The 13091-nt window shown below is 64.1% G+C and carries 7 protein-coding genes; all 7 read left to right on the top strand.

The features are described 5' to 3' along the window. Window positions 1-51: 51 nt before the first annotated feature. The 7 genes from rpsO to LT988_RS00805 all read left to right on the top strand — a co-directional run bounded on the left by rpsO (window position 52) and on the right by LT988_RS00805 (window position 13070). The gene (gene rpsO, locus LT988_RS00835; protein WP_232408389.1) at window positions 52-321 is read left to right on the top strand and encodes a 30S ribosomal protein S15; all 270 of its coding nucleotides are present in this window, start codon (window positions 52-54) and stop codon (window positions 319-321) included. A gap of 182 nt (window positions 322-503) precedes the next feature. Then, the gene (gene pnp / locus LT988_RS00830; RefSeq protein ID WP_232408388.1) at window positions 504-2603 is read left to right on the top strand and encodes a polyribonucleotide nucleotidyltransferase; all 2100 of its coding nucleotides are present in this window, start codon (window positions 504-506) and stop codon (window positions 2601-2603) included. A gap of 204 nt (window positions 2604-2807) precedes the next feature. Further along, window positions 2808-3560, top strand: a complete 753-nt coding sequence (locus LT988_RS00825) for a competence/damage-inducible protein A (RefSeq protein WP_232408387.1) — start codon at window positions 2808-2810, stop codon at window positions 3558-3560. Between the two features lie 89 nt (window positions 3561-3649). Then, window positions 3650-7438 carry a response regulator gene (locus LT988_RS00820; RefSeq protein ID WP_232408386.1) on the top strand — a complete coding sequence of 1263 codons (3789 nt, stop codon included), beginning with the start codon at window positions 3650-3652 and terminating at the stop codon, window positions 7436-7438. Window positions 7439-7665: 227 nt separating this feature from the next. Next, a complete protein-coding gene (locus LT988_RS00815; RefSeq protein WP_332460512.1) occupies window positions 7666-10698 on the top strand; it encodes a bifunctional diguanylate cyclase/phosphodiesterase in 3033 nt (1010 codons plus the stop codon). Window positions 10699-10914: 216 nt separating this feature from the next. Then, a complete protein-coding gene (locus LT988_RS00810; RefSeq protein ID WP_232408384.1) occupies window positions 10915-11568 on the top strand; it encodes a hypothetical protein in 654 nt (217 codons plus the stop codon). A 56-nt stretch (window positions 11569-11624) separates the two neighbouring features. Then, the gene (locus LT988_RS00805; protein ID WP_232408383.1) at window positions 11625-13070 is read left to right on the top strand and encodes a hypothetical protein; all 1446 of its coding nucleotides are present in this window, start codon (window positions 11625-11627) and stop codon (window positions 13068-13070) included. Window positions 13071-13091: the final 21 nt, after the last annotated feature.

Genomic DNA, 13091 nt, shown 5'->3' with positions numbered 1-13091 from the left:
GGAGACGGACCAGGACCTTTTTCTCTCCATCACTGAACCAGGAGACCACCAATGACAATGACCGCAGCCGAGAAGAAACAGATTGTCGAAGACTACCGTCGCGCCGATTCCGACACGGGGTCTCCGGAGGTGCAGGTCGCGCTCCTGACCGCGCGCATCCTGCAGCTCACCGAGCATTTCAAGGAGCACAAGCACGATCATCACTCGCGCCGCGGTCTGGTCCGTATGGTCAACTCCCGTCGCAAGCTGCTCGACTATCTCAAGCGTAAGGATCTCGACCGCTATCGCGAGCTGATCACGCGTCTCGGCCTACGCCGCTGACACGCCTCCCGACACGGCGGTCGGGCGGCCGGGAGACGCCCGATCCGCCCGCTCCCCGCGGAAGGGACGCCGCCGGCGGCACCGACGCACAGCCCTGCCACCACAGCGCCCGCAGACGCGCCTGAGGTGCAGGGGTCCAAGGCCCGGCGCTACGACGGACCACATACCCCGAGGATCTACTTGTGATTCCCAAAGCTATCGTTAAGCAATTCAAGCTCGGTGACCAGACGGTCACACTCGAGACCGGCGAGATCGCGCGCCAGGCCGACGGCGCCGTGATGGTCAACGTCGACGATACGGTTGTTCTGGTCACGGTCGTCGTGGATAAACGCCCGGGCGCGGTGCGCGACTTCCTGCCCCTGACCGTCGACTATCAAGAGAAGACCTATGCCGCCGGGCGGATCCCCGGTGGCTTTTTCCGTCGCGAGGGCCGTCCGAGCGAGACCGAGATTTTGACCTCTCGGCTGATCGACCGCCCGATCCGCCCCCTGTTCGCGAAGGGCTTCCGGCAAGAGATCCAGGTGATCGCGACCGTCAAGTCGCTGAATCCCGCGGTCAATCCCGAGGTCCCGGCCATGCTCGGCGTATCCGCCGCATTGGCGATTTCGGGAGTCCCGTTCAACGGACCGATCGGCGCGGTGCGCGTCGGGTACAAGAACGGCGAGTACATCCTGAATCCGGCGGTCGTCGGCGTGGGTCCGGATTCGGACCTCGACCTGATCGTTGCAGGCACCGAAAAGGCGGTCTTGATGGTCGAGTCCGAGGCACGCGGGCTCTCGGAGGAGATCATGCTCGGTGCTGTGCTGTTCGGCCATGAGCAGATGAAACCGGCGATTGACGCGATCCGCGAGCTCGCTGCCGAGGTCGGCAAAACACCGATCGCCTGGACCCCGCCGCCGGCCGACACCGAGTTGACCGACGCCGTCGCGAGCGCCTGCTCGGATCGGATCGCCGAGGCCTATCGCATCAAAGAAAAGCAGGACCGCTATGCGGCCCTGGATGCGGTGCGTGCAGCCGTCGTCGCCGACCTATGCAGCGGCGACGCACCGGCCTGGACCGAGCAACAGGTCGTGGGTGCGATCGAGAAGTTCGAGAAGACGACCGTGCGCAGCTCGATCATCGCCGGTAACCCGCGTATCGACGGCCGCGACAACCTGACCGTTCGGCCGATTACGATCCGCACCGGGGTTTTGCCCCGCACCCACGGCTCGGCGCTCTTTACGCGCGGCGAGACGCAGGCCCTGGTCATCACGACCTTGGGCACCGAGCGTGACTCGCAGATCATCGACGCGCTGGAAGGCGAGCGGCGCGAGCACTTCATGCTGCACTACAACTTCCCGCCTTTCTGCGTCGGCGAGACGGGTCGCGTCGGCTCGCCGAAGCGGCGTGAGGTCGGCCACGGCCGGTTGGCCAAGCGCGGCGTCCTCGCCGTGATGCCGAGCATCGAAGAGTTTCCCTATTCGGTTCGCGTGGTCTCCGAGATCACCGAGTCGAACGGCTCGAGCTCCATGGCCAGCGTCTGCGGCACCAGCCTGTCGCTGATGGACGCCGGCGTGCCGGTAAAGGCGCCGGTGGCCGGCGTGGCGATGGGCCTGATCAAGGAAGGCGATGCCTTCGCCGTGCTCACCGACATCATGGGCGACGAGGATCATCTCGGCGACATGGACTTCAAGGTGGCCGGGACGTCCGAGGGCATCAACGCCCTGCAGATGGATATCAAGATCGAAGGCATTACCGCCGAGATCATGGAGACCGCGCTCGATCAGGCGAAGGCCGGCCGGCTGCACATCCTCGGCGAGATGAACAAGGTCATCGGCGCACACCGCTCCGAGATGTCCGAGCATGCCCCGCGCATCATCGAGCTGAAGATTCATCCGGAGAAGATTCGCGATGTCATCGGCAAGGGCGGCTCCGTCATCCGCGCCATCACCGAAGAGACCGGCGCCACCATCGACATCAACGACGAGGGCGTGGTCAAGATCTTCTCGGTCGAGAAGGCCGCGGGCGAGGAAGCCAAGCGTCGGATTCGTCTGATCACGGCCGATGTCGAGGTCGGCAAGATCTATGAAGGTCGTGTCGCACGCCTGATGGATTTCGGGGCCTTTGTCACCATCCTGCCCGGACGCGATGGCTTGGTGCACATCTCTCAGATCTGCGAGGAGCGCGTCCAGAGCGTGAGCGACAAGCTCTCCGAGGGCGATCAGGTCCGCGTCAAGGTGTTGGAGGTCGACAAGCAGGGCCGCATCCGTCTCAGCATGAAGGCCGTCGAGCCGGGCGAGTAATCGTCACGCATCTTGGTTGAGAAAGGGGCCTTTGGCCCCTTTTTTGCTTTTCCTATTGCCGAGTTCAATGAAGCCGGCCGTTTGCTTGCGCGAAGGGCCCTGGCCCGAACCTGCCGATCCATCGCTTCCCGCACAGATACGCGAGGGCCGGCGTGAAATGCTAGGATCACCGAAAGAGCCCGCAACCCGAGGCCCATCCCCGCGATGTCAACGCGTCCCAGCCCCCCGATTCGTTTCGGTCTCATCGTCATCGGTGACGAGATCCTCAAGGGGGCCCGCGTCGATGCACACCTCGGTGCGTTCAAACGTATGGTCGGCGAGCGCGGACACGAGCTGGCCTGGCACTGGTTGCTCCCGGACGACCCGGAGGCGTTGATCGCGCATCTGCGCTTCTCGATGGGGCGACCCGATCCGGTCTTCGTCTGCGGCGGAATCGGCGCAACGCCGGACGATCACACGCGTGAATGTGCAGCGACGGCGGCCGATTTGGACCTGGTGCGTCATCCCGAAGCGAAAGCCCTGCTCGAAGAGAAGTTCGGAGACGAGGCCTATCCCAACCGCATCCTCATGGCGGACTTGCCTGCCGGGTGCGGTCTGATCCCGAATCCCATCAACCGGATCCCCGGGTTTTCGCTGGGCGGACACTGGTTTCTACCGGGTTTCCCCCAAATGGCGTGGCCGATGGCCGAATGGGTCTTGGATCGGGACTACGGCGTCTCTGCCCTGATCCAAGAGCGGGCCTTCGAGCTCCGCGGTGTTCCGGAGAGTGCTTTGATCCCCTTGATGCGGGATCTCGGCGCGCAGTTTCCCGAGGCGACGCTCTTTAGCCTGCCTCACATGGGAGAGGACGCACACATTCGTCTCGGATTCCGTGGTCGCGATCGGATCGACGAGGCCATCGCCGCACTGCGCGAGCGCCTCGATCATGACGGAATCAGCTACCGAGCCTGCAGCTGAGCAGGCTCGTTCGGGGGTCACCTCATGTCGGCCGATCAGAACGACGTCAAGGTAGACGGCCCGCTCCATGACCAGCGGATGATCGACGTATGACCACTGAGAAGGCTCGCTCACCGATCTCCGCCCCGTCGACCGCGGATGCTTCGGCATCCGCCTGCGGCGCCGAGTCGCCGCCGCCTTGCGTCGGTGTGTCGGGCGGGGAGAACAAAGCGTTGTCCGAGGGGGAAGCGTCGGTGCAGGGGCATGCCCGAGCCGCACTCGAGCAGGGTGACCTCGCGTGGGCCACGCGTGATCTGACGCAAGACCATGTCGACGCGATCACCCTGATCGAGAATCTGCGTGTCTATCAGGCCGAGCTCGAGATTCAGAACGAGGAGCTGCGCGCCGCCCAACTCGACACGGAACGTGCCGTACAGCGCTATCTGCGCTTGTTCTCGGACATGCCGGTCGCTGGACTCGTCATCGATCGGATCGGCCGAATTCTCGAGGTCAACCGGGTCGCCGGCGATCTGTTCGGCATGCGCGCGCGGCATCTGCGCCACCACTATCTGAACCGACTCACGGATCGCAGTGGTGAGTCGATACTCTACGAGGCCTTACGTCAGGCCTGCGCGAGCGGTCGCGCGAGTGTCGCCGAGTTGTCGTTCTCGAGCGGCGACGGGGTCGGTTTTGTCGGCGAGCTCGAGTTGGCGGCGCTGCCTGCGGAGACGGATGATCCGGGCGAGTGCCGGCTTGTGGCCATGGTGATCGATCTGACGGAGCGCCGGCAGGCTGAAGCCGAGTTGGTGCGCGGACGACAATTGCTGCGCGAGAAGAGCGAGGAGCTCGATCGCTACTTCGCCTACAGCCGGGATCTCTTGTGTATCGCCGATCTCGAGAACCGGTTCGTTCGCCTCAATCCGGAATGGGAGCGCGTGCTGGACTATCCGATCGCGGAGCTCCAGGGGCGTGTTTTCCTGGACCTGGTTCACCCCGAGGATCGCGAAGCGACGCTGGCGGCGATCAAGAGGCAGAGAGCGGGCGAGGAGGTGCTGAATTTCGAGAATCGGTATCGTTGCCGCGACGGCAGTTATCGGTGGATAGAGTGGCGCGCCAGACAACACGATGGCCATCTCTACGCCGTCGCGCGCGACGTCACGGCGCGCAAAGAGACCGAGCGCGATCTCTTGAATCTCAACCGCCGTCTCGCGGAGACCTCCGAGCAGGCGGCTCTTCTGGCTACGCGGGCCGAGGATGCGAATCGCGCGAAAAGCGCCTTCCTGTCCAATATGAGTCACGAGATTCGCACCCCGATGAACGGCGTTATCGGGATGCTTGAGCTGTTGCTCGACACCGCGCTGAGCGAGGAGCAACGCAACTATGCCGAAAACGCCCGGATCAGCGCCCGCTCCCTGCTGGGTTTGATCAACGACATCCTGGATTTCTCCAAAATCGAGGCCGGCAAGTTGGATTTGGACGTCGGGGAATTCGATCTGCGCGGTCAACTCAAGGAGCTCGAGACGATTCTCCTGCACCGTGCCCGCGCCAAGGGTCTGCGGCTGGTCTGCCAGGTCGCCGACGCGGTGCCGGCGCACCTGCGTGGAGATGCCGGGCGCTTGCGTCAGGTCCTCGTCAACCTGGTGGACAACGCGATCAAGTTTACCCCGAGCGGCGAGGTCGAGGTGCGGGTCGAGATGTGCCCGCCCGGCGAGCGATCGGGCGCGGGAGCGAGTGCGGGCGCAGCGGACCCGCGCTCGGATGCGGTGCGGCTGAGTTTCTCGGTTCGAGACACCGGTATCGGCATCCCGGCGGACAAGCTGGGGCTGCTGTTCGGTAGCTTCAGTCAGGTGGAGTCGGGGATCACCCGTCGGTACGGCGGAACCGGGCTGGGCCTGGCGATCTCCAAGCAGCTCATCGAGTTGATGGGCGGGAGGATCGCCGTCGAGAGTCTGGAGGGACAGGGCTCGACCTTCCGCTTCGACGTGCCTCTGCAGTCTGCTCCGGCGAAAACGGGGCTTTCGTACCCTTTCGATCACGACGGGGCCGGGATGCCACGGCGCGATTCGGTGACTGCATCGGCGCGCACGGGCGGTTCGAGCAAGCGGACGGCTCCGCCGCGGTTCGACGGTGCCTCGATTTTGGTCGCGGAAGACCAAGCGCTGAATCAAGAAGTCGCCAGGCGTCTGCTGGAACGAACCGGTGCACGGGTCGTGCTTGCCAACAACGGGGCCGAGGCGGTCGCCATGGCGGAATCGCACGCCTTCGATCTCGTGCTGATGGACTTGCAGATGCCCGTTATGGACGGTTTTGAGGCCACGCGTGCGATTCACGAGCGTCACCCGCATCTGCCGATCATCGCGTTTTCGGCGGCCGTGATGGAAGAGGATCTCGAGCGTGCGCGAGCAGCAGGTGTCGCCGCGCATCTCGCCAAGCCGATCGACAGCGCAGCCCTTTATCGAACCCTGTCGAACTGGCTCAAGCCTCGTGAAGCGGTCGCCTCTTCCACGGCGGATCCTCCTCCCGGCGAACCGGCATTTCGCCTCCCCGCGACACTGGATGGTTTCGATCTGGATGTGGGTCGGCAATCTGCCGATGGCGACGAAGCCTTCTATCTCGAGCTCCTGGATGGCTTTCGGACGGAGTTGACGGGCGGTCTTGCCGACGTGGTCGAGCGACTTGAAGCCGGCGACGATTTACCGGGGGTGCGCCGAATGCTGCATACCCTGAAAGGTCTCGCGGGAACGGTCGGCGCCCTGCGTCTGAGCACGGGCGCGGCCGACATCGACCGTACGTTGAGTCAAGGGCTCCCTGTCGCCAGCGCGATGCGTGACGAGCTCAAGGCATCGCTAGACGAGGTGCAGGCCCAGTTGGAGCCTTTATTCAGTCCTGGGCGCGAGCGTCGGAGCGGCACGGCGACCGGTGTCGCGGGCGATCGCCCGAGCAATGTGTCCAAGCGCAGTGACGCGAAGGCCCCTGCGCCGATCTGGCCCCATTCGCGCCGCCCCCATGTGTTGATCGTGGACGACCAGCCGATCCAGATCCAGGCCATGCGCCGGATCTTCCAGGATGATTGCGAGGTTTTCACGGCCACCGCCGGCGAGCAGGCCTTGGCGCATTGTCGCCGAGCGCCGCCCGATTTGATCCTGCTCGACGTCATCATGCCCGGAATGGACGGGCTTGCCGTGTGCCGTGCACTGAAACAACATGGCACGACGGCGGACGTCCCCGTGTTGTTCGTCACGGCGCAGACCGATGCACTGGATCAGACACAGGCACTCGAGGCAGGCGGTGTCGATTTCATCAGCAAACCGGTCAATCCCGCGGTGGTTCGGGCCAGGGTTCGAACCCATCTTACTCTCAAGGCCCAATCCGACCTGCTGCGCAACATGGCCTATCTGGACGGGCTGACCGGCATCGCCAACCGCCGAGCCTTCGACGAACGCCTGCAAACGGAATGGCGGCGGGCGCAGCGCGACGGGACCTCGCTTGCGGCTCTCCTCCTGGATGTCGATCACTTCAAGCGCTACAACGATCGTCATGGCCACCAAGAGGGCGACGCCTGTCTGCGGGCGGTCGCCGAGGCGCTGATTCGGGTTCCCTGTCGCGGACACGATCTGGTCGCCCGCTACGGTGGAGAGGAGTTCGTGTGCTTGCTTCCCGGTTGCGACATCGCGGCAGCCGTTCGGCGAGCGGAGTGCCTGCGCCTTGCCGTCGAGGAGTTGGAGATCCCGCACCTGGATTCTCCGGTCGACGATCATGTGACGGTCAGTATCGGCGCGGCCGTGCTGATGGCCGATGATCGGGAGGCGCCCGGTCGGCTGCTCGAGATGGCCGACGAGCAACTCTACCGCGCCAAGCGTACCGGTCGGAATCGCGTCGCACCCGATGCCGCGCTTTAAGTACGAGGGCTTTGCCGAGGTGTCTCCGTGACGACAACGTCGCTGTCGAGCACCCGAAGCCATTGTTCGGGCAGGGTCACGCACCGGTCAACGATTCGGAAACCGATGCGCGGTCTTGCGCCGGTTCGGGTCATCGGCGAGCATAGCCGAGCGAGCGACTCGGAGTCTCGAGCCCCGTGTGTTCGAGCACGCGCTGAGCCGGGTTCAGGATTCAGGGGAGGCGTGATGTGGTCAGACCGGGAGGGAGATCATTGAGCGAGCGCGTGTCAGAGGGTCGCAACCATACAGCGTCGGCCGAAGCCGGAGAACCCGATTTTTTTCGGCGCATGATCGCGGCCAGCGCCGACCGCTTCGCCTATCTCGACCGCGACCTCAGGTATCTTGCCGCCAACGCGTCTTATTTGAGCTCATGGGGCTTGACATCCGAGCAGGTGATCGGTCGTCGCGTGGACGAGATCATTGATCGGGATTTGTACGTGCAGGAGGTCCGACCGCGCCTGGAGGCGTGTCTAGGCGGCGAAACGGTCGTGTATGAGGCGCAGCTCCCGCGGCGCGGTGTGCGGACCGGCTGGGGAGAGGTGAGCTATATCCCGTGTTTCGATGTGGCCGGGAGCGTGGAGGGAGTCGTGGTGTGTGTTCACGACATCACGGCACGCAAGAACAGTCATGCAACGATCGAGCGCTTAACGCGTCTCTATCGCATCCTGACCGAGTGCAATCAGGCCATCATCCATTCCGAGTCGCCGAGCACGCTGCTCCCGATCGTCTGTCGTGCGCTGGTGACGCATGGCGGCTTGAATATGGCCTGGATCGGCCGTGCGGGCGACGGCGCGGGCAAGGCCTCGATCCAGTGTCTAGCCGTCGAAGGCGAGGGCGGAGCCGAGCTGCTTGGCGAGCTGGGTTCGTCGATGGAGACCGACGGTCTCGAGGACGATGCCCTCGCGCGCGTCATGCGCAGCGCGGAGGGCTACTGGAGCCTCGACCTCCAAGCCGATCCGGCGACCCGGTCGTGGCATGCGGCTGCGCGACGCTTCGGGTGGCAAGCTTCGGCATCGCTGCCGTTGAAGATGCGCGGGAAAGTATTCGCGGTCTTGAGCGTCTATGCGTGCGAACGCGATGTCCTGGACGACGACGCGCGCGATTTACTGGCCGAGCTGGCCCGAGACATCTCCTACGCGCTCGACCACTACGCCGCAATGGCCGAGCTGGCCGATGCGGAAGAGCGTTGGAAATTCGCGCTCGAGGGCAGCGATGCCGGGGTCTGGGACTGGGATCTGCGCACCGGCAAGGTCTTCTATTCGGCCCGTTGGAAGAGCCTCTTGGGCCTTGGCGAGGAGGACATCGGCGATGGGCTCGACGCCTGGAAGGATCGCGTCCATCCGGACGATCTCCAGGGGCTGACCGATGCGATCGACCATCACCTTCGCGGCCGCTCCGCCGCCCTGCACCATGAGCACAGATTAAGACGCCGAGACGGCCTTTACCTGTGGAGCCTCGGGCGGGGCAAGATCGTCGAGCGCGCCCCGGACGGTATGCCCCTTCGGATGATCGGCACGACCACCGATATCTCCGCCCGCCGCGCGGCCAATGATTCACTCAGTCGCCTCGGGGAGATTGTCGAAAAGGCACAGACCGAGGTTTATGTTTTCGATCCGGGCTGCTTTCTCTTCGAACAGGTCAATCAGGGCGCTCGCGCCAACCTGGGCTACGGCATGGACGAGCTAACCCGGATGACCCCATTGGATCTGATGCCCGATTATGATTCGCCGACCCTTTCGCGTTTGCTTGAGCCGCTGCGTGAAGGAAGCAAGAGCCAGGTCGTGTTGGAGACCCGGCATCGGCGCAAGGACGGCAGCTGCTATCCTGCCGAGATTCGCTTGCAACTCCTCGGCGTGGAGCCGCGCTTTGTCGCCCTGGTCACGGATACGACCGAGCGTCAGCGTGCCGAAGAGGCGATCAAGCATCTTGCGTTTTTCGATCCGCTCACGGGCTTGCCCAACCGCCGATTGTTGATGGATCGACTTGAGCGCGCGATTGCCGCGAGCCGACGCAGTCACCGCATGGGCGCTCTGATCTTCATCGATCTGGACGATTTCAAGACGCTCAACGACACCATGGGACATGATCAGGGCGATCGGTTGTTGCGTCAGGTCGCCAAGCGTCTCGCCTCCTGTATCCGCGAGTCCGACACCCTCGCCCGGCTCGGCGGCGACGAGTTCGTGGTGATGTTGGAGCGATTGAGCGCACACACGCAGGAGGCCGCATCGCAGGCGGAGGTGCTCGCCAAAAAGCTGCTCGCAGCAATGCGTGCGCCCTGCGAGCTTGAAGATCGCGAGTATCGCTGCTCGGCCAGCATGGGTGTCGCCCTGTTCGGGCGGCAAGCGACGCGCGTCGAGGAGTTGATGAAGCAGGCCGATATGGCGATGTATCGGGCCAAGGCAGCAGGACGGGATACGGTGCGGTTTTTCGACCCCGAGATGCATGTGGAGGTATCTGCCCGTGCAGCGCTCGCCACGAGCCTGCGCGAGGGTTTGGAGCACGGCGAGTTTGTGCTCCATTACCAAAGCCAGGTCGACGGGTCGGGGCAGGTGACCGGAGCGGAGGGATTTCTGCGCTGGCAACACCCGCAACGTGGACTGCTCGAGCCTGTTGATTTCATCCGTTTAGCCGAAGAGACCGCGACGATTTTGCCGCTGGGTCGATGGGTTCTGGAAATGGCCTGCGCCCAGTTGGCCGCGTGGTCCGAGCGGCCCGAAACAGCCGGACTGACGCTTGCCATCAATATCAGTGCGCTGCAGTTTCATCATCCGGATTTCGTCGAGCAGGTCCTCGCCGCGGTCGATCGCCACGGCTGCAGTCCGAATCGACTGAAACTCGAGATTACCGAGAATCTCTTGCTGGATGACCGCGACGCCACGATCGCGAAGATGTCGATCCTCGAGGAGCGGGGCATCAGCTTTGCGCTCGATGATTTCGGAACCGGCTATTCCTCTCTGACCGATCTCGGTCGGCTGCCGTTGAAGGAGCTTAAGATCGATCTGTCCTTCGTGCGGGATCTCGTAACCAATCCGAACGATGCGGCGATCGCGCGCACCATTATCGCCTTGGGGAATACCTTCGCGCTCGACGTGATCGCCGAGGGGGTCGAGACCGAGGCCCAACGCGACTGGTTGGCCGGACATGGCTGCCGTGCCTTTCAGGGCTACCTGTTCGGCCGTCCGGGTCCGGTGGAGAGATCTGCAGCGCGACTCGATGGCTGAGAACCTGAATCGGACACTTGACCGTCCTTCCGCGACGATTCGTCGCAATCAAACACCGATAGTGCTTGCGTATTCCGCATCTACGGCCTATTTCTAAGGGGACGAAAGGAAAGCTGCGAGTCGAAGATGCGTTCGGTGTGTCGCTTTTCGAAGGCAGCGTGACCCCGGCTCTCGCCGTCTCCGCTTTCGTGCCGATCGGGAGGCAGGTGTTCAGTGATGAATCAACGATTCGATCTCGTCGTCATCGTGGGAGCGATCTTTCTTGCGATCTTCGTCGCGACCGCCGTGATCCTGTTGGTCTTGGGCGTTCCGGTACGCGATTCGCAGCCTGTTGCCGATGCGGTCCCGGCGAAGATGCGTCCTTTGGAACGCCCGCAAACCTTCACCGTTCCGAAGACGCCGACCCCGCCAACCCCTCCCGCAGCGTGGCGCGATGACCGATTCTCGCAGTTCGGGTCACGCCCCGACAGCGGTTCGGTGATCGATGGCTATCGCTTCCGCCCTCTCGATGAGCGGGAGCAGCGTCGTTTCGGCGGTTGGGCCGACAGCCGGGAGAGTGGATCGACGGATTGGCTCGGCGGAGGAGATCGCGGTCTCGATGACCCGGTCTTCCGTCGCGACGATCGACTGCCGGAAGGCTTCACGTCCGGTTGGTCGGAGACACCCTACCGCTTCCGGCCGACCGACCCCGCGCGCCGCCCGCTGCGCGAACCTCCGAGGCCGGGCGGGTTCGCCGACCAGGGGTTCTTCGAGTCGCCGCCGCAATGGGGAGCGACGCCGCCCGTGCTGCCTCCGCCCCTGCCGCCGCCCTTGCCCGATCTGTATCCTTCGCTTGTTCCGCCAAACGATCCTCGACTCACGGTACGATAGACGGGGCGTCCGTCGCCCTGTCTTGTCCATCGCCCCATCGGAGTCGACCCGATCCCATGCCGAGAGCCGAAGCCTCTGCCGCTGCGAGTACACCCGAGCACGCGCTGCACGCGGTCGGCAGCTGTCTCCTCTCCGAGCGACGGGCACTCCAGCTCGGTCTTGCGTTCGTCGTGCTGGCCTATATCCCGATCGCGCTGGTCGGTCTGCCGCTCTTCGGCGACGGCGCCTACTACTTCTTCAAGCTTGCGCTCGACGGCGTTCCGGTCTTTCCGAATCTTCGGCTCGGCTCGGTTCTTGCCCAGCTCCCGACCTTGGCTGCGACACGGCTGACCGATGATGTCGGGCTGCTGCGTCACCTCTTTTCCTTCACTTATGTCGCTCTACCCGTGGCGTCTTTGCTGGTGTGCTGGTCCATTGTGCGCAACCGCCGGCCGGAGTTGATTCTGCTGCCGCTGCTCTTTCTGGTCGCCAACCAGATCAATTTCTCCGCGGTCTCGGAGTTGCTTTTCAGCCTGTACCTCGTCTGGCCGTTCGTTCTCCTCGGGGCGCTTGCGCCGAATCGCCGTCTGACCTTGACCTACGGTGCAATCCTGGCCCCTTTGCTGCTCCTCCTCCATCCGCTGGGCTTTGCTTTGGCGGGATTTTTGTGTCTCGTCGCACTCATGAATGCCCGGTCCGATCGCGCAATCGATCACATCTGGACCCGGGCTTGGAGCGGCCTTGCCGCGGCCTTTGCCGTCTCGGCCCTCTTGCGCATGATCTCGACACTGATCGGCGCCACCGGCTACGAGCGCTCGCTGGCCGAGCCGGACGCCGCCGTCCGCTACCTGCTCCCCGAGACCCTGTCTCAGGGCGTACTGTTGAGCTGGGTGGTGGTCTCGGGGGTCTTGGCGGCGCTAAGCCTCTGTTCCGGGTGGGGGCGAGGTCGCCGGGTCGCCCAGAGCGGCCTGCTGTGGCCGGCCTTTCTGCTGCTGCCCCTCATAGGCGTTGCCGTTGGCGTTGATATCCTCTTCGGTGAGGGTATCAAGCTCAAGGCTGGGCTGATCTTGCCGGTCGCGTTGCTCTTGATGGGGCTTGCGGTCGGGATCGCCGGGCGCCCGTCGGCGCGTACAGATGTTCCCTGCATCCCTCGCCTAGCGCGACTGGTGGTTGTCGCAGCGCTGACCATCGGATTGCTCGGGACGGCGAAGTCCGCCGCTTGGTGGACGGCGACACATGGGCTGATGAATGCGACGGCCAGCACCGAGACCAACTGCTTGGCGTTCGGACCCGAGGAGCCCTACGCGCTGCAATGGCCCTGGATGGCGATCATCGATGATTGGGCGACGCCGATGAACGCCTTGGTCTTTCGGCCCCCGTGGGCGATCCCGCTCCTGTTGCCGGGAGACGGATGCCGTCGACTCGAGGAGACCGGTCAGGCTCATCTGGCGTCATGGATCCAGCGGCCCGCCGCCCGGCTCGAAGCCACATTCGGGCCGTTGCGCAGTGTCGGATCTCTCTGACCGCGTATCGGGTGCTGCACC

Source organism: Thiocapsa bogorovii, from assembly GCF_021228795.1.
Classification (GTDB): Bacteria; Pseudomonadota; Gammaproteobacteria; order Chromatiales; family Chromatiaceae; genus Thiocapsa; species Thiocapsa bogorovii.
Note: the sequence above shows the minus strand (reverse complement) of the source record. Positions and strands in the feature narration are given on the sequence as shown.

What these genes read in the sequence shown, in the direction of transcription:
- rpsO (WP_232408389.1), top strand. Translation starts at nt 52, where the DNA reads ATGACAATGACCGCAGCCGAGAAGAAACAGATTGTCGAAGACTACCGT.
- LT988_RS00825 (WP_232408387.1), top strand. Translation starts at nt 2,808, where the DNA reads ATGTCAACGCGTCCCAGCCCCCCGATTCGTTTCGGTCTCATCGTCATC.
- LT988_RS00820 (WP_232408386.1), top strand. Translation starts at nt 3,650, where the DNA reads ATGACCACTGAGAAGGCTCGCTCACCGATCTCCGCCCCGTCGACCGCG.
- LT988_RS00810 (WP_232408384.1), top strand. Translation starts at nt 10,915, where the DNA reads ATGAATCAACGATTCGATCTCGTCGTCATCGTGGGAGCGATCTTTCTT.
- LT988_RS00805 (WP_232408383.1), top strand. Translation starts at nt 11,625, where the DNA reads ATGCCGAGAGCCGAAGCCTCTGCCGCTGCGAGTACACCCGAGCACGCG.